Below are 14,845 nucleotides of genomic sequence, written 5' to 3'. Positions count from 1 at the left end.
AATAGGGTGAATATAGTTATGAAAATAAGTATTTTACTTATTAGTAAAATGGAAAGAAATCTTAGTGCAATTAAAAAAATGATAAATGATGAGGAACTTTCAGTTATTGGTGAATCTGCGGGTGGGTCTTTGGCACTTGATAAAATTGAAAATACATCTCCTAATATAATAATTATGACGTTAGGGGCAGGTGATACAGATGTTTTGAATTTAGCTGAAAGAATAATACTTCATAGACCTCGAACTTTTGTAATTTTAGTAGCAGAACATATAGATGTAGAAATTATGCAAAGTTCAATAAAGGTTGGATGTCATAATGTAATTGAATTTCCTACATCAGCTAAAGACTTCGCAGAATATATAAAGTCTGTTTATAATAATGAATCAATTCGAATCAAAGCACTTAGTAATAATGAAACATTGGTATGGTCATCCACAGTTGTAACTGTTTTTGGAGCAAAAGGTGGACTTGGAAAAAGTACCATAGCTGCAAATTTAGCGGTAAAGCTTGCAGCAAAAAGAAAAAAAGTAGTTTTGGTTGACTTGAATTTACAATTTGGAGATTTGCATATTTTTTTAGATATAGAACCTAAAGACACTATTACTGAATTAGTTCAAGACGTAATAATTCCAAATATAGATTCTGTTAGAAGTTACATGTCTGTTCATTCAAGTGGAGTGCATGTTTTATGTGCACCTAAAAGTCCTGAATATGCTGAATTAGTTTCCGCTGAAAAAGTTCAAAGTTTGTTAAGTCTTTTAAGAACATATTATGACTATGTAATAATTGATACTGCTCCTTCTTTTACAGAAATTACTATGACTGCCATAGAGTCTTCATCGCTTATATTTTTTGTAACGGGATTAGATATCTCCATACTTAAAAATTCTAAATTGAGTATTTCAATTTTAGAATCACTACAACAAACAGATAAATTAAGGATTATTGTAAATAGAGCAGTTGATATGAACACTATAACTATAAATGATGTAAAGAGAATCATTGGTTATCCAATTTGGGCAAAAATGCCAAGTGATTACAAAATTGCGGTAAATGCTCTTAATAGAGGTATACCTTTTGTAATAGGAGCACCTAAAAGTCAACTTAGCCAATCAATCTCTGAACTAGTAGAACTATTATTGAATGGGTCAGCAAATTACGATATTTTGAACAAAAAAAAGAAAAATAAGGTATTAGGTTTATTTTAAAAAAAGAACTTTTAGAAGTGAGGTGAGAATAATTTGGGATTGCTTGATCGCATGGAGAAAATTAAGTCAAATAATAGTAATGAACAATTATTGGATATACCTATAAAGAATAATAATATTACTTTTAATGATGAATATATTGAGTTAAAAGAAGCGGTCCATAAAGAATTCATAGAAACAATAAATCAAGATGATGTAAGTCTTTTAAATATAAAGGAAGAACAAGAAGAACAGTTAATGATGAAAATGGAGTCCATTGTAGATGAGAGAGCTTCAAGCATGTCTAGGTCTGAAAAAGCGAGACTTTTAAAAGAAATATACAGTGATGTAATGGGTTTAGGTCCTTTAGAACAATTGTTGAATGATTCTGAAATTAGTGAAATTATGGTAAATGGTCCTCACAGAATCTATGTAGAAAGAAAAGGAAAATTGGAACTTTCTCAAGTGGTTTTTCGAGATGATGGGCATTTGATGAATGTTATTAATCGTATTGTGTCTTCGGTAGGAAGACGAGTTGATGAATCAAGTCCTATGGTTGATGCTAGATTGTCTGACGGTTCCAGATTTAATGCTGTAATTCCACCACTTGCACTAAATGGTCCTACAATTACAATACGTAAATTTTCTAAAAAACCACTAAATGCTAGTGATCTTATAAAGTATAATTCTATTTCACCTAAGATGGTGTCTTTCTTAGAAGCATGCGTTAAAGGTAAATTGAATATTATTGTAGCAGGTGGTACTGGCAGTGGTAAAACAACATTGCTTAATATGCTATCAGGATATATTCCTAAAAATGAACGCATAGTTACTATAGAAGATGCTGCGGAACTTCAATTAGTTCAAGACCATGTTGTAACATTGGAAAGTAGACCCCCTAATATTGAGGGGGTGGGTCAAATTTCAATAAGGGATTTAGTAAGAAATGCACTTAGAATGAGGCCTGATAGAATAATAGTAGGAGAGGTTCGTTCTGGAGAAACATTAGATATGCTTCAAGCTATGAATACGGGACATGATGGTTCTTTAACAACAGCACATGCCAATTCACCAAGAGAGCTTATGTCTCGCTTGGAAACAATGGTTCTTATGTCTGGAATGGATTTACCTGTCAGAGCTATACGAGAGCAAATTCATTCAGCACTAGATATAATAGTTCATCAATCTAGGCTAAAAGATGGGTCAAGGAAAGTTGTAAATATTACTGAGATAGTTGGTATAGAAGGAGATACTATTACACTTCAAGATATTTTCACTTATAGAACTGAGGGAGTGGATTCGTTTGGTAAAATTAGAGGTAATTTTATATCAACTGGAATAAGACCCAATTTTATTGAGAAGCTTTCATCTAGTGGCGTACTAGTTAGAGATGATTGGTTTGTGAATTAGAGGTGAAGTTATGCAGATTTATTTAATATCTTTATTTAGTTCAATTTTCATCTATCTTATGATAAATATTGTTTTGTCGTCACCTGGGAAGGTAAAAGAAAAAGATAGGCTTGTAAAGTATTTTAAAGAAAATACAGCCAATGATGTACAAGAACAATTTATAAAAGAACGAAATGAAGAAGAGCACAAAAAGAAAAAAAATAGAATTAAGATTGTTAATAAAGAATTTTCTAATTATATTGCATCATCAGGTATAAAGCTTACCGCTTTAGAATTTATTTATTTTTGGGTTAGTTCAACTATTTTGCCTATGATTATAATTGATTTTATGGGAGTAAATATAATTACTACATCAGCTATAGGCATAATTGGATTTGCTATACCTCCAATAATAGTTACTAAATCAAGAAAAAAGCGTGATGAATTATTTAACAAGCAACTCGGAGAAGCGTTAATAATCATAGGCAACAGTTTAAAAGGTGGTTTTACTTTTTTGCAAGGTATGGAAAGTATAGCTATTGATATGCAACCACCCATTTCCAAGGAATTTTCGAAAGTATTAAGAGAAATTCATTATGGTGTTAAACAAATGGATGCCTTAAATCATATGGTAGAACGTACTAAGAATAAGGATCTAGAGCTTTTAGTATCTGCTGTACTAATATCATCGCAAGTAGGTAGTAACTTATCTGAAATATTAGATACTATATCTGCAACTATTAGGGATAGAATTAGAATAAAGCAAGAAATTAGAACGTTTTCTGCTCAGGGGCGCGTATCAGGAATAATTATAGGTTCTTTACCAATTGCGATAATTTTAATTATAATGTTAATAAATCCAATTTATTTTGAAGGTTTTTTTGAATCGGATTTAGGTAAAATTATGATTGGTATTTCTGTTGTTCTTGAAACAGTTGGTTTTGTTTTAATTAATAAAATTGTTAATATAAAAGTGTGAGGTATATATGGCTATTATTATTTCTATATTTGGTGGGCTACTGATTTTTTGTATTTTAGTTATACTGCTGTATAAACGTGGCATAGACTATGACATGATTAATAAACGGTTATATAATATTTCGTTCAAACAAAAAAATGTTGATTTAGACGAGGATTTAAATAAATCATTATATGAACGTTTTGCTAAACAAAAATTAGAGTATGTTATAAAATTGCTTACAAAGCATTTACCTAAAAATACTAAAAATACTAAAAAAGATGATAGCTTAAGAAAAATATTAAGACAAGCAGGTATGATAATAATGCCAAATGAATACTTGGTAATAAGAATGATTGTAATAACTACAATATCAATTATATTTGTGATTATTGGTTTATTGTTTCAATTTAACATAATAACTATTGTATTCATGGCATTATTTGGTGTATATGCATCTTATACTGTAATGCGCTTTAATTTAATGAGTCGTATAAAAAAAAGAAAGGAACGTTTAGAAAGTCAAATGCCCGATGTTCTAGATATGATTAGTGTAAATGTAGAAGCTGGTTTAGCATTTGAACAAGCTATGTCACATGTTATTAATAATTTTAAAGGTCCCTTACTCGATGAGCTAAATATCTGTTATAGAGAAATGACCATGGGAAGAAGTAGAAGGGATGCTTTAGTATTGCTTGGCGAAAGATGTGATATAGATGATATGAAATCTTTTACTGGAGCTGTAATTCAAGCAGGAAAGATGGGGATATCTTTGAAGAATGTGCTTCGGACTCAGGCCGCAGCCATACGTCAAAATAGAAGAAATAAAGTTGAGGAGAGGGCGATGAAAATTTCAATTAAAATGTTGTTGCCTATGGTATTGTTTATCTTTCCAGTTATTTTTATTGTTTTGTTAGGACCCGCTGTTATTAAAATTATTGAAATGTTTGGAGGAATGTAAGTGAGAATATATTGTAAAGGTATTATGATAACTGATGAATTAAGTATAGCTAATAATTTTACATCTCGTTTTATTGGATTAATGGGTAGAAAGTATCTTGATAAAAAAGAAGGATTGCTACTGGTGAAATGTAATTCAATTCATAGCTTTTTTATGAAATTTCCAATGGATGTAGTTTATCTTTCGGAAAACATGGATGTATTGCACATAGAGACAATAAAACCTTGGAAAATAGGAAAAAGGGTTAGAAAAGCAGCTAATGTATTAGAATTAGCCGTTGGTTCTGCAAATGGGGTATTTATAGGAGATAAAATTTTATTGGAATAATACTATAATATTAATATGAAATATTGCAAAGTGGGAGAAAAATGATGAGTGAGAACATAAATATTGATATAGATGAAATGTTTCGTGATAAAACACTAGAGTCTGATTTAGAACAGTATTTAAAGAAATCAATTGGTGGTTATACTAAAAAATCTGTACAAGATTATTTATATGTTTTGCGTCAACAACAAAAATTATCACAAGAAACATTTGCTAGAAACCTTCAAGATTTGTTTGAAGAAAAAGAGAGTATAAAAAAAAACAATGATTCTTTGTTAGCAAAATACAACAGAATTTCTGCGGAGTATGATAATTTAGCTGAATCATTTAGAAATATAAAGCTTAATGATTCTGAATTTTCTGCACAAGATTTAATGTCATTAAAAGGTAATGTTGAAAAATATGAAGAAGAAGTAAAGGCTACAAATAGAGAAAAAAATATTTTAGAAAAAAGAATAATACAGCAGGAAAAGGATAAGGAAGATTTACAATTAAAGTTAGAACATTCAATAAAAGAAACTGAAGCACAAAAACAAATATTAAAATCAGAGAAATTAGAGTCTAAAAAACAAAGAGATATAGTGGCAGACCTTTATAGTCAGTTGGAGGTAGAAAAAAATGAAAGTAGATATTTAAAAGGTGTTATGTCTGAGAGAAATGTTTCACAATTGTCATTCAAAGTAAATGAGTTGACGGAACAACTGTCAGCGCAAACGGATGTGATATCAAAACTAAATTCGAATAATTTATTGAAAGACGAAACAATTGATACATTGACAAATGAAATTCATGTACTTAAATTAAATATAAACAACTTATCAAAAACAGTAGAAGGATTAAATGTTCAAAATGAAAAATTAATATTATCCAATGATAATTTGAAAAGTCAGTTAGAAAAAGAATATAAAAATACAATTATGCTTATAAATGAGAAATCAAATGTATTAATAGATAAATATATAGCTCAAAGGAAATTAAGCGATGCTGAGTCAGAATTTTCATTATTTAAACTTGAAATTGAAAAAAACAAAAATTTAGAAGGTATAAAGAGTATTAATAATGAAATAAGGGAAATTGCCGAGTAATTTAATTATATATTGAGGTGTAGTATAATGTTGATAAAATATAAGCAGTTTTTTAGAGATGAATCGGGTCAAAGCATGGTATTGTTAATTTTGGTATTGTTTTCCTTGATTGGCATAGGTGCATTTGTAGTCGATTTAGGCTATAAAACATATCAAATAGACAAACTTCAGAATGCAGCTGATTCAGCTGCATTAGCAGGTGCTATGCTAATTACAGAACTAACCAGTGATAACGATGTGAAAGTTAATACAATTAACTATGCAAATTTAAATATACAATCAAAACTAAGTGAAGAAGAAGCCGAGATTTTACCTATCGTTAAAAGAAATGAAGGAATAGTCGAGGTAGTAATTAATCAAAAGGTACCTAAATTCTTTGCAAGTATTATTTTTAATAATGATGATTTTGTATCTGTAACTGCTAAAGCAAAGTATTTTTATAGGTGGGATGGAGAAGCATTGCCATTTGTTAATTTAGACGACAATTATGCTGTTGGTCAAAATATTGAGCTTTGGGAAAAATTATCAGATTCATCTGGAGACTTTGAAAGTTTATGGAAGGATGAAATAACAATTATGAATGAAAATGATCATGAGAATACTTATATAATGGTAAATTATAGCGATGGTTTAACTATTACAAAAGGAGTTGTAGCTAATGTAAAACAAGAAGTTCAAACAATAATGGATCAAAATAAACCAGTTTATATCTTAAGTTTATCTAATGATATAATAAATCAAGAAAAATATAATGCTCTAGAAAATAGACTTACTATTGACTATGACGATTTAGTTTTATTAGAAGCAAATATGATTTCCTATGAACCAAATGGAAATATGCAGAGAATATTACTTCAAGTACTAAATATTTATAATATAGGAAATAATGAATATCCAAGAGATTATACAAATGCGGAAGCAGCAAGGATTGTATCGGCATTAATTGAATAAAATTAATTAATAACCTTTGTTGCAATTAAACCTAAGAATATCCAATATACATAAACTACTGAAACAACACTTATATTAAAAAAGGCAGCAACCAGATACCCTATAATACTTGATATGAGTAACAACATGTATTTATCATGCCTTATTTTACATAAACCATTCTTGAGTATTAGTGTTAAAAATGTTAGATAAGCAATAAGCGATGGAATTCCTGATGAAACTGCAATATGTAAATATTCGTTATGAGCTCTGTCAACATTTATAACATTGCCCCATAAGCCAATCATATCCTTTTGATAATATTTTTCGAAAGTAATTCCAAGATTTTCTATACCATATCCGAATATTGGTCGATTTTTAATAAGTTCAACAACTCTTTTCCAAATAAAACCTCTATGAGCACCTGTGTAGTCTGAATTTTCACCATTAGTAAGCAAAATTCTTGCATCATTAGTAATTGATAAAAATCTATTTAGCAATTCACCTTGCGTTTGAAAATCATACAATAAAACAATTATAATTGACAAAAATAACAAAATTATATATCTATTAAGTTCATCTTTCTTAATTTTGTAAAAATAATAGTGTAGTGATGAAAAACTCACCATAGATGCTATACTACCTAACCATGAACCCCTAGTGCTTGTACATAAGAGGCAATATAGCAATATAGAATAAAATAATAGTCCTGTTTTTAGCTTTCTAATGATAAAAAAATAAATTGAAATAGGTATCATTAAAACTAAATAGGTTCCAAGAAAATTTGGATTTCCCATTGTCGAAAAAGATCTATATCCCCAATTAGTTCTAATTGCATCTCTAATAAATGGGTCAAGTCCAAAATGCTGAAATATTCCATATATTGAAACGAGGATAGCCGTTAACAGTATTATTAAATAAAATTTGTCATTTGTTTTTGAGCAATAACGCGCGATTAGAAATAAAATCATATACATTGAAATAGTTATTATGCCTTCTAATCTGTCTACAGACCCAAATATTGCTAAGTAAAAATTATCTGCAAAAAAAACTGAGATAATTAGTAGAAAAAAATATATTAGAAGTGATTTGTCAATCCAATCGTTTTCTATGATTTTTCCAACATTTTTGAAATTCAAAATGAATAAACTTAAAAAGCTAAATACTAATATGAACATGGCTACAACTTTTGGTAAATAAAAGTGATCAAATTCTTTTCCAAGTGGTAAAAATACCAATGGAATTCCAGCAAGAGCAATTAATATTGTAAATTTTGCAATATTTTTAAATTCTTTTATTAATGTAATAACAGTATTCGATTCATTTGATATATATAATTTTTCTTTGTCTGTTAAGCCCATTTCAAACCTCTAGGATATAATTTATATAAAATTAAGTAATGTTATTTAAGCTATTAAATAACATTACTTAATTGATTTATTATACCAAAATAATTATGATATATCAATGATATTAATTGATATATCATGAAACAAGAGTGATAAGATAGATTGTTTTATTTTAGATTGATGTCCAGCCACCATCTATCGCAAGATATTGACCTGTAGTGTAGCTTGATGCATCTGAAGCGAAGTAAACTATAGCTCCATCTAGCTCGCCATCTCTTCCTGGTCTGCCCATTGGACAATATGTTTTTATTACTTGCATAAAACCGTCATCTGAAATTACAGATTCAGTCATTTCACTTGGAAAATATGCTGGTCCAATTGTATTTACAGTAATATTATATTTTGCCCATTCATTTGCTAATTCTTTTGAAAGCATTAATACTGCACCTTTTGTAGCACAGTATGCTGAAATTGGTAATCCAGACATTGCTACTTTACTATGTATAGAGCCAACATTTATTATTTTTCCATAGTTATTTTCAATCATTATTTTTCCAACTTCTCTTGCAAAATAATAAACGCTACTTAAATTAATATCTACAACTTGTTGCCATGCTTCATCAGTTTGATCTTCAGCAGGATTCATTACTCCAACACCCGCATTATTAACTAATATGTCAATTTTTCCAAAGTTATCTTTTATAGCTTTTACTGATGCTTTGATTTGATCATTTTTTGTAACATCACACTGTAAAGCTAGACATCGTACACCTAAAGACTCAATATCATTTTTTACTATATTTAGTTTTTCCATTCTTCTTGCCAGTATACAAATATCAGCACCTTGATTAGCAAGAGCTTTAGCAAATTGTATTCCTAAACCAGAAGATGCACCAGTAATAACAGCTACCTTTCCATTTAAATCAAATAAATTTTTCATTTGAACCTCCTAGAATTATATATATAATATAATATACCAATAAAAAATGCTTTTTAAACATATTATTTTAATAAAAGCAGTAATTGTAACTACTTTATTTTTCTATTGCTTAAATTATGATTTTCGACATCAATATTAAATAAAAAAATAACTTGTTGAATTAGTGGAAATATTGTAGAATATATTTAAATGATGGAAGTAAATGACATTATTGAATGATAAAATGAGGGATATTATTATGTCGAAAACCATATTTGAAGAAATATATATAATGCTAAATGAAGCAAAAAAACTATCTACAATTAATCCTGATAAATCATATGAAATTAGTAATGAAGTATATAGCATGGCAAAAAAAAATAATTTAAATGCAGAAGAAGGGTATGCGTTGGTTTCTAAGGCTTTTGCTTGTAGAGCAAAATCTGAAATAAGTAAAATGCTTGATTATTCGTATAATGCATATGAAATATTTGAATATTTGCAGGATATGTTAGGACAAATTAAATCATTAAATCTTATTGGCATTGCTTATTTTTATAGTTCAATGTATGAAGAATCCCTTAAATTTTTATTAAAAGTTAAGGATATGTTAGATGAATTTAGAGACGATTTTTTATTAAGTTGTGTTTTAAATAATATTGGAGAGGTTTATCGAGAGTGTGCTGAGTACGATAAAGCATTAGAATATTATAATAGCGCCCTTGACATATGTGTTAGTAATAATTATAAAATAAATACAGCTTCTCTATTTAGTAATATTGGTGAAATTTATTTTATAGAAAATAAATTTGATAAAGCTTTGAAATGTTATACTAAAAGTTATGATATTCTTAAAGTTGAAAACGATATGGTTGTACTTGGGGAAATTGAAAACAAATTAGGAAAAGTACACTATATGTATAATAATTACATTAAGGCAAAAGAATATTTTTTTAGTGCTCTACGTAGGTTAGATAGTATAAATAATAAGTTTTACGCTATAGATGTATTAGAGAATATTGCAAAAATGGAATTGGAAATAGATACAGAAAAGTATTTATTTTATTATGAGAAGGCAATACAATATGCGGAAGAAATTAATGCAAAGAAAAAATTAAGTCAAATGTGTAAAACTGTAGCTGACTATTATGAAAAAATAGCTAATTTTAGAGTATCACTTGAATATTATAAAAGATACTGTAGATTAAACGAAGAAATCATGACTTCAAATTTAGGAAATAAACTTGAGGTTATAAAAATTGAATTAGGTTATTTAAAAGAAACGGACAAGCTTGAAAAAATTAGAATTATTAATCATAGATTAGAAATGGAAATTTCAAATCAAAAAAGAGAGTTAGAATACATAAAAAGGTCAAATGAAATTTTAGAAAAAAAGGCATTAGAAGATGAACTTACTAATATCCCAAATAGAAGGTATATTAATTATTATTTAAATAATACATGGAAAGAATCTTTGTTAAAAAATGAAACCATTGCTTTATTTATGATAGATATTGATAATTTTAAGAAATATAATGATTACTGGGGTCATCTTAAAGGAGACGTATGTCTTATAAAAGTTGCAAATTGCATAAAAGATATACAAATACATAAAAACATATTTGGAAGATATGGTGGAGAAGAATTCATATATAGTGTAAAAGGCATAACCTACGACCAAGCATTAGAAGTAGGTAATACTATAAGAAAAGAAGTTGAAAAATTATCTTTGGATTATATGAGCAATAATAAGGACATGGTTATAACAATAAGCGTAGGTGGAGTAATAGGAAAAGCTTCTTTTTTAAATGATATATCTCAAATGGTTAAAATTGCAGATGAAGAACTTTATAAAGCTAAAGACATGGGACGAAATATCACAATTGTAAAAAATTTATTAAATGAAACAATGATGAGGTGAAATGGAGGGCTCAAATGAAGTAGTTTGTTTAGGCCTTTAAAGTTGGGTACTGTGTAGTTTACTTTAAAGGAAATTACACAGTAAAAACATTTACATTATATTTAAAATTAACTTATTTTGAAATTATTTGTAAAAGAGGAAAGATACTAAGTAGTAATATTTCAAATAATAATAGTCTTTTTTCTGCTTGCATGTTTCTATAACTGAAATATTCTCCAGTAATTGAATCTAAAATATTCATTCTATCTGATAAAATAGTATATCTATCTTTTAGTTCAAAATATTCACTCATTACATCAAATGTTTGCCTTGCTTCTATTGTTCTATTAAATTCAAGAGGCTTATCGAGAATTTTTATGCTTTCAATACTTCTATATTTAAATCTGATACATTTTGCAATGATTGAAATTACTTTTTTTGTATTTGCTTTTAGAGATCCTTTGTTTAAATAGGAAATAAGTTTACCTGAACTATCTAAAACATCCGAAAGTTCTGTTTCTATTTTGTGAAGTTCAATAGACTTTGCTAAAACTGATGCTACGATATCATTTGTTTTATTATGATAGTGAAATTGTTCTTCGGAGCCTTTCCATAAAGCTACTGTGTCATCAGATGTAAGATAAATTGTGTGTGTATCGTTAAACTTAGAAAGCAGCTTGTTATCTAATTCTACGAATATTTTTTTTAAGTATTCAAGAAAAATATAAATCTCATTTTGATTAAAATCTATAAATGTAATGCATCCATATTTGTATAAGTAAACTGCCTTTTTTGATGAAGAATATTTAAGTATATTTTCTATTTCTATCCTATCTATTTTAACATACTCTTTCCAACCTGTATCTTGCTTTATATTAAAAAATGAAGATATCTTTAATAGTGGTAATCTTGTAGCTACCTTATATGTATAAAAAGTTATTTTATTCATATTACACATCCTTTATTTTAATAAATCAAGTAGCATTAGAACTACTTCAGCAACTATTAGAAGAACAATTACCCATTCTACAAATAATCCTCTTATTGAATTACTTATAGAACCAAGCCCATCAATTATACTTTTTAATATTTCAGTTTTGCTTTTAATTATTTCATATCTATCGTTTAATTCAAAAAATTCTGACATTTGTTCATAAAAATATGCGGCATCACTGTTTATCCAAGTGATATCTGGCTTATCTAAAATCATTATATAAGCAATAGTATTGTATTCGTGTCTGACAATTCTTGATGTAGTCCTAGCTAGTTCTTTGTTACCAATATTTAGTTTTCCCTTTTCAAGATTATCAATTTTAATTTCAAGATCATCTAGGATTTTGCTAAGTTGTTTTTCTATTCTTTCAAGTGCAACAGATTTTGCAATTACAATTGATACAAGCTCAGGATAAAATAATTCCATGTTTGGAATTTGAACAAAACTGTCTGTAAATTCAATTTCTTCACCTTCCACATGATGTAGAGCATAGTCATCTTGAAATGTGTTGTAATGTTCAATATCAATATCAGGTTCAATATTTTTTAAATATCGCATGAATATTTCTGTATGCTCAATAGTTGAATTAACAAAAACAATGCTACCAAAAGAAAAAACTAATATTTTTTCATTTTCTTCTGATTTTTCTTTGATTATTCTTTCAAGTATATCTTGTTGAAGAATAAGAGGCTCTTCCCAAGTGTATTTTTTCTTGATATTACATTCTTCTGCAATTTTATTAAGTTCGATTTCATTAGTAACTGCATATGTTTTAAAAATTAAGTCATTCATATTATTCACCGTGCTTTCCATTTTAATACAATTATACTATTAGCAATAATAATGTCAATAGATTTAAATTATTATATTAATTTAAACATATTAAAATTGATTTTGTATAGTTAAATAATCAGTCTTTTTATTTACATAATATATAGTATATGTTAGTATAAAAAAAATATATATTTAAAAAATAGATAAACAATTAAAATATTATGTTAACTAATGGAGCGTAAAAATGAACAATTTCGATGATTATATACTAGGTAAAACTGATACATCTAATGTGTTGATAAAAGGTGAGAATTCCAAAATTAATCTTACGGAACATGCAGATATAAAAGATTTTATTAAGAAAAGAGCTAGAGATTCACATAAGGGTACATATGGTAGAGTTGGATTTTTGTCTGGTTCTAAAGGTATGGCTGGTGCCTGTGTATTAAATTTAAACGCTGCGTTACGAAGTGGTTCAGGACTTGTAAAGGGGTTTGTAACAAATTCAATTTATACTATAGTTGATTCCATGTCTTTAGAAGCATTAACATATTCTTTTGACGAACAAAATCTATCATTTAGTGATTTAAATAGAGAATTAATACAATTTTCAGACGTGATTGCCACTGGTTCAGGTTGTGCAAATATGCGAAACTATAAAAATATTTTAGAATTCATTATTAAAAGTGCTAGTCAAACATTAGTGATTGATGCAGAAGGGATAAATCAACTAAAGTTAGAAATGTTGAAAAATCATAAACAAAATATTGTATTAACACCTCATTATGGTGAATTTGCAAACTTATTAAAAAAAGATGTTTCATATGTCAGAAAAGATATTATTGATAAAGCTACTGAATTTTCAAATAAATACAATGTTTATTTAATTTTAAAAGGTGCAAGAACTATTGTGTGTTGTCCAGAAGGATATGCGTATGTAAATACAACGGGAAATCCAGGAATGGCTACGGCTGGTAGTGGAGATGTATTGACTGGAATTGTTGCTTCTTTTATTGGACAAAAAATATATATTATAGATGCGTTAAGACTATCTGTTTACTTGCACGGCTTAGCTGGGGATATAGGAAATAGTAATGTTGGAGAATATTCATTAGTTGCAGGTGATATAATCAAATATTTACCGGAAGCAATTCAAAACACTATACGTTAAGTAGATTTAAATCCAAATGAAGGATAAAATAAATTTATTGCAGCAGCAGGATATGTGGGTATTTTCTGTGGATTATCTGCAATATATAATTCTGTAGGGCAAATAGTAAATAATGAATTTGGAAAAGCTATATTGCCATTATAAATAAACAGTTAGAATAAAGAGATGCGATTTAATGATTATTAACATTATCCCATCTCTTTTTTTAATTTTAATCTTTCTTATTTTTAAATTCAGGTCTTCGTTTTTCGTTTTTGCCTTCATGAACACCTATTATTTGACCATTTATAATTCCAACATCAGCATTATTTTTTGGGTCTATTTTTCTTAATTCAGCATTGCTTTTTTCCCTATCTCTCATTCGATTTTTGTTGTTAATCATAATTTAAAAGTCGTTTCTTTTATTTAGTATGAAAACTAAAGTCATTATCATTCAAATTTACAACCTACATTTTCTATACATTGTTTTATTGTGCTTTCATCTATCGATTCATCATATCCAACTTCTATAGAACTTCTTGCTAAATCTACATTAACCATTTTGACGCCATCTATTTCATTTAATGCATTTTTTACTTGAGTTTTCATTTGAGTATTTAATAATCTTGATACGTTATAATGTGATCTAATCATAAGCTTCCTTTCTAATTTTATTATTTAATTTTATATTAATAGTATTTGATTATTAGAAAATATTATTTTGGTATGTTTTTCTTTAAAAGGGTAGTTAAATATTTTCAGTATTAAATGGGATGAATTTTTAGTTTGAGAAATGAAATAATAATAAAAATATATTTAAGGAGTAAAGTGTGAAAAAAGACTGTGGTTTTTGTGTAACTTTAACTAAGGGTTCGTAGAACCCAATAAAAAAATTTGATTAATTAATTATCGTTGCAATTT

15 protein-coding genes and 1 pseudogene are annotated in these 14,845 nt (G+C 27.8%); 10 read left to right on the top strand and 6 right to left on the bottom strand.

Going from position 1 to position 14,845, the window contains the following annotated elements; translation table 11 throughout:
• Nucleotides 1-18 precede the first annotated feature (18 nt).
• From J2Z76_RS03265 to J2Z76_RS03235, 7 genes are read left to right on the top strand one after another with little or no spacing between them, the layout of a single operon-like run.
• Nucleotides 19-1,209 (top strand): CpaE/TadZ family protein, encoded by a 1,191-nt coding sequence (locus J2Z76_RS03265; RefSeq protein WP_209510575.1) that lies wholly within the window; start codon nt 19-21, stop codon nt 1,207-1,209.
• Between the two features lie 33 nt (nt 1,210-1,242).
• Nucleotides 1,243-2,598 (top strand): TadA family conjugal transfer-associated ATPase, encoded by a 1,356-nt coding sequence (locus J2Z76_RS03260; protein WP_245210308.1) that lies wholly within the window; start codon nt 1,243-1,245, stop codon nt 2,596-2,598.
• Nucleotides 2,599-2,608: 10 nt separating this feature from the next.
• On the top strand, nt 2,609-3,556 hold the full coding sequence (locus J2Z76_RS03255) for a type II secretion system F family protein (RefSeq protein ID WP_209510574.1): 948 nt from the start codon (nt 2,609-2,611) through the stop codon (nt 3,554-3,556).
• A gap of 7 nt (nt 3,557-3,563) precedes the next feature.
• Nucleotides 3,564-4,496, top strand: a complete 933-nt coding sequence (locus tag J2Z76_RS03250) for a type II secretion system F family protein (RefSeq protein WP_209510573.1) — start codon at nt 3,564-3,566, stop codon at nt 4,494-4,496.
• A complete protein-coding gene (locus J2Z76_RS03245) occupies nt 4,497-4,823 on the top strand; it encodes a DUF192 domain-containing protein (protein ID WP_342455007.1) in 327 nt (108 codons plus the stop codon). It abuts the gene before it with no gap.
• Nucleotides 4,824-4,867: 44 nt separating this feature from the next.
• Nucleotides 4,868-5,908, top strand: a complete 1,041-nt coding sequence (locus tag J2Z76_RS03240) for a coiled-coil domain-containing protein (RefSeq protein ID WP_209510572.1) — start codon at nt 4,868-4,870, stop codon at nt 5,906-5,908.
• Nucleotides 5,909-5,935: 27 nt separating this feature from the next.
• Complete coding sequence (locus J2Z76_RS03235) at nt 5,936-6,859, top strand: pilus assembly protein TadG-related protein (protein WP_209510571.1); 924 nt, start codon at nt 5,936-5,938, stop codon at nt 6,857-6,859.
• A 2-nt stretch (nt 6,860-6,861) separates the two neighbouring features.
• On the opposite strand, the gene J2Z76_RS03230 is transcribed toward J2Z76_RS03235, so the two are convergent.
• Both J2Z76_RS03230 and J2Z76_RS03225 read right to left on the bottom strand, forming a co-directional pair.
• On the bottom strand, nt 6,862-8,199 hold the full coding sequence (locus J2Z76_RS03230) for an O-antigen ligase family protein (protein WP_209510570.1): 1,338 nt from the start codon (nt 8,197-8,199) through the stop codon (nt 6,862-6,864).
• 160 nt (nt 8,200-8,359) lie between these two features.
• Nucleotides 8,360-9,127 carry an SDR family oxidoreductase gene (locus J2Z76_RS03225; RefSeq protein WP_209510569.1) on the bottom strand — a complete coding sequence of 256 codons (768 nt, stop codon included), beginning with the start codon at nt 9,125-9,127 and terminating at the stop codon, nt 8,360-8,362.
• Nucleotides 9,128-9,365: 238 nt separating this feature from the next.
• Between J2Z76_RS03225 and J2Z76_RS03220 the strand changes: the two genes are divergently transcribed.
• Nucleotides 9,366-11,027: a tetratricopeptide repeat-containing diguanylate cyclase gene (locus J2Z76_RS03220; protein WP_209510568.1), complete on the top strand. Its 1,662-nt coding sequence runs from the start codon at nt 9,366-9,368 to the stop codon at nt 11,025-11,027.
• A 112-nt stretch (nt 11,028-11,139) separates the two neighbouring features.
• Here J2Z76_RS03220 and J2Z76_RS03215 read toward each other — a convergent pair whose 3' ends face one another.
• Both J2Z76_RS03215 and J2Z76_RS03210 read right to left on the bottom strand, forming a co-directional pair.
• Nucleotides 11,140-11,955: an RMD1 family protein gene (locus tag J2Z76_RS03215; RefSeq protein ID WP_209510567.1), complete on the bottom strand. Its 816-nt coding sequence runs from the start codon at nt 11,953-11,955 to the stop codon at nt 11,140-11,142.
• Between the two features lie 12 nt (nt 11,956-11,967).
• Nucleotides 11,968-12,792, bottom strand: a complete 825-nt coding sequence (locus J2Z76_RS03210) for an RMD1 family protein (RefSeq protein WP_209510566.1) — start codon at nt 12,790-12,792, stop codon at nt 11,968-11,970.
• A 226-nt stretch (nt 12,793-13,018) separates the two neighbouring features.
• Here J2Z76_RS03210 and J2Z76_RS03205 point away from each other — a divergent pair, with 226 nt between their 5' ends.
• Complete coding sequence (locus J2Z76_RS03205; protein WP_209510565.1) at nt 13,019-13,945, top strand: NAD(P)H-hydrate dehydratase; 927 nt, start codon at nt 13,019-13,021, stop codon at nt 13,943-13,945.
• 45 nt (nt 13,946-13,990) lie between these two features.
• Nucleotides 13,991-14,089 (top strand): annotated as a pseudogene (locus J2Z76_RS17045) (acetate uptake transporter); the annotation flags it as partial.
• A gap of 67 nt (nt 14,090-14,156) precedes the next feature.
• On the opposite strand, the gene J2Z76_RS03200 reads toward J2Z76_RS17045, so the two are convergent.
• Nucleotides 14,157-14,327: a hypothetical protein gene (locus J2Z76_RS03200; RefSeq protein WP_209510564.1), complete on the bottom strand. Its 171-nt coding sequence runs from the start codon at nt 14,325-14,327 to the stop codon at nt 14,157-14,159.
• Nucleotides 14,328-14,374: 47 nt separating this feature from the next.
• Nucleotides 14,375-14,578, bottom strand: a complete 204-nt coding sequence (locus tag J2Z76_RS03195) for a heavy-metal-associated domain-containing protein (protein WP_209510563.1) — start codon at nt 14,576-14,578, stop codon at nt 14,375-14,377.
• Nucleotides 14,579-14,845: the final 267 nt, after the last annotated feature.

The organism is Sedimentibacter acidaminivorans (assembly GCF_017873955.1).
Taxonomy (GTDB): Bacteria; Bacillota; Clostridia; order Tissierellales; family Sedimentibacteraceae; genus Sedimentibacter; species Sedimentibacter acidaminivorans.
Note: the sequence above shows the minus strand (reverse complement) of the source record. Positions and strands in the feature narration are given on the sequence as shown.

Bases quoted from the DNA above. Each gene is read 5' to 3' on its own strand.
- J2Z76_RS03265 (WP_209510575.1), top strand. From the start codon at position 19: ATGAAAATAAGTATTTTACTTATTAGTAAAATGGAAAGAAATCTTAGT.
- J2Z76_RS03255 (WP_209510574.1), top strand. From the start codon at position 2,609: ATGCAGATTTATTTAATATCTTTATTTAGTTCAATTTTCATCTATCTT.
- J2Z76_RS03250 (WP_209510573.1), top strand. From the start codon at position 3,564: ATGGCTATTATTATTTCTATATTTGGTGGGCTACTGATTTTTTGTATT.
- J2Z76_RS03240 (WP_209510572.1), top strand. From the start codon at position 4,868: ATGAGTGAGAACATAAATATTGATATAGATGAAATGTTTCGTGATAAA.
- J2Z76_RS03235 (WP_209510571.1), top strand. From the start codon at position 5,936: ATGTTGATAAAATATAAGCAGTTTTTTAGAGATGAATCGGGTCAAAGC.
- J2Z76_RS03230 (WP_209510570.1), bottom strand. From the start codon at position 8,199: ATGGGCTTAACAGACAAAGAAAAATTATATATATCAAATGAATCGAAT.
- J2Z76_RS03225 (WP_209510569.1), bottom strand. From the start codon at position 9,127: ATGAAAAATTTATTTGATTTAAATGGAAAGGTAGCTGTTATTACTGGT.
- J2Z76_RS03220 (WP_209510568.1), top strand. From the start codon at position 9,366: ATGTCGAAAACCATATTTGAAGAAATATATATAATGCTAAATGAAGCA.
- J2Z76_RS03215 (WP_209510567.1), bottom strand. From the start codon at position 11,955: ATGAATAAAATAACTTTTTATACATATAAGGTAGCTACAAGATTACCA.
- J2Z76_RS03210 (WP_209510566.1), bottom strand. From the start codon at position 12,792: ATGAATGACTTAATTTTTAAAACATATGCAGTTACTAATGAAATCGAA.
- J2Z76_RS03205 (WP_209510565.1), top strand. From the start codon at position 13,019: ATGAACAATTTCGATGATTATATACTAGGTAAAACTGATACATCTAAT.
- J2Z76_RS03200 (WP_209510564.1), bottom strand. From the start codon at position 14,327: ATGATTAACAACAAAAATCGAATGAGAGATAGGGAAAAAAGCAATGCT.
- J2Z76_RS03195 (WP_209510563.1), bottom strand. From the start codon at position 14,578: ATGATTAGATCACATTATAACGTATCAAGATTATTAAATACTCAAATG.